The sequence below is a fragment of the Mycobacterium sp. PO1 genome, from assembly GCF_017312405.1.
GTDB lineage: Bacteria > Actinomycetota > Actinomycetes > Mycobacteriales > Mycobacteriaceae > Mycobacterium.
Window position 1 is genome coordinate 1 of record NZ_BLTG01000125.1, and the last position, 1,640, is coordinate 1,640.

Sequence of the window (1,640 nt, forward strand, 5' to 3'; positions counted from 1 at the left end):
CCCGACTTGGCTCAAATTAGTGCGCACCGTCGCTGCGGATTTTGAGCAGAGCGGCGCGGAGGTCGTCGGGTAGCGGGTCAGCGGCGGTGAGGGTCTGGGTTCCGGCCTGGATTTTCACGGTGCGGTAGCGGCGTGCGGTGCGGACGAATTTCTTGATGCTCCAGCCGGTCTGGGTTTCGATGTGGTGGCTGACGGCCATCGCGGCGATCACGATGCTGAGGTGGGCCTCGATGGAATCGCGCAGGTGGTGATAGATCGGGCGGGCCTGCAGGTCGTGCTTGGACATCCGGAAGCTCTTCTCGATGTGCCACAGCTGGTGATAAGCATCGATGACGAACGTCGAGGACGCGCTGGTCAGGTTGGTGGTGTACCCCTTCCAGCCGGCCAACGCCCGGGTCTTGGCCTCCAGGGTGCGGTTGACGCTTTTGGTGGCGCCGGCTAACTGGATGTAGCGGTTGCGTTTGACCGGTGCGTGCCCGTCCACGGCACGTTCGGCCTTGCGGACCTGCTCGTCGATGCCGCGCAGGGTTCGGCGGGCCCGGTCGGCGCGGAACTGGTAGTAGATGATCCGGTCGGGGATGCCGCGGGTCTTCTCCGCGCTGGTGGCCGGCCAGGGCTGGGTCAATACCAGGCCGTCGGGGATCGCTTCGCCGGGGTTGTTGTCGCGCCATTCGCGCACGACGTCGGGCAGAAACGGGATGCGGGTGCCGAGGATGAAGGACAGTCCGGCGGCTTTGATCGCGATCTGGTTGGCCTCGGAGATCATGCCGGCATCGGCGACGACGGTGACATCGGAGAGGTGGTGGGCGGTCTTGAATGCGGTGATGACCGGCAGCATGGTCGCGGTCTCGGCTTTGTTGCCCTCGAAGGCCTGCACGGTCAGCGGGAACCCGGCGGCATCGGTGAGCAACCCGAGGGTGATCTGGGGTTCTAGGCGCCGTTCCTTGGAGAAGCCGGGTTCGCGGAAGCCGTCACCGGCATCGGTTTCGAAGTAGAGCGTGGAGACGTCGAAGAGCACCAGCGAGGCTGGTCCCAACCCGGCGCGCCGGGCACTGGCGGCGGCCAACGCTTGGCGCCACTGCGAAGTGGCGTAGCTGGGTAGGCGACGCTTGACCGTGGCGTAGGAGGCCGGTTCTACACCGACCTCGGTGAGCACGCGTGCGGCGTCGATCTTGCTGCTGGGCTCGATGATCCGGGCCAGGACCAGATCACGAAACACAGTGTCGCCCTGGGTGGCTGACTCGAAACCCAGGATCCGATACGCCGCGCACAAGGCGTCCCATAGGTGCGTCATCCGCGTGGAGGTGATCGGCAGCGGCTCCGAGCCCGCCGGGGCATTCACCTCGAGATCGAGTACCGCCTGGTTGCCTGCGAGACGCTCAGCAGCCGCGGCTTTCAGCGCCGCCAGTTCGGCCTCATCATGAGCCGAGCCCACGTGCTCGATGTTGCGTGATCCGCGCCGGGTGGACCACACGATCTGCACCGCGGTCGCACCCGAGGCGGTCTTCACGGTGCGCACGTAGGCCACCCCGGCAGCCTACGGGCCCGATTTAGTGCACAAATTTCCGGCAACCCCACAAAGAAAATGCAGGTCAAGACGCTACGGGCACTACCAACCTGCAAACGTGAGCCAAGTCAGG

General features: G+C 65.5%; 1 protein-coding gene. It reads right to left on the minus strand.

The window, feature by feature from the left end; all coding sequences use genetic code 11:
* Positions 1 to 16: 16 nt before the first annotated feature.
* Entirely contained in the window at positions 17 to 1,483 is a 1,467-nt protein-coding gene (locus J3476_RS26990) for an IS1634 family transposase (RefSeq protein ID WP_207069349.1), read from the minus strand.
* Positions 1,484 to 1,640 lie beyond the last annotated feature (157 nt).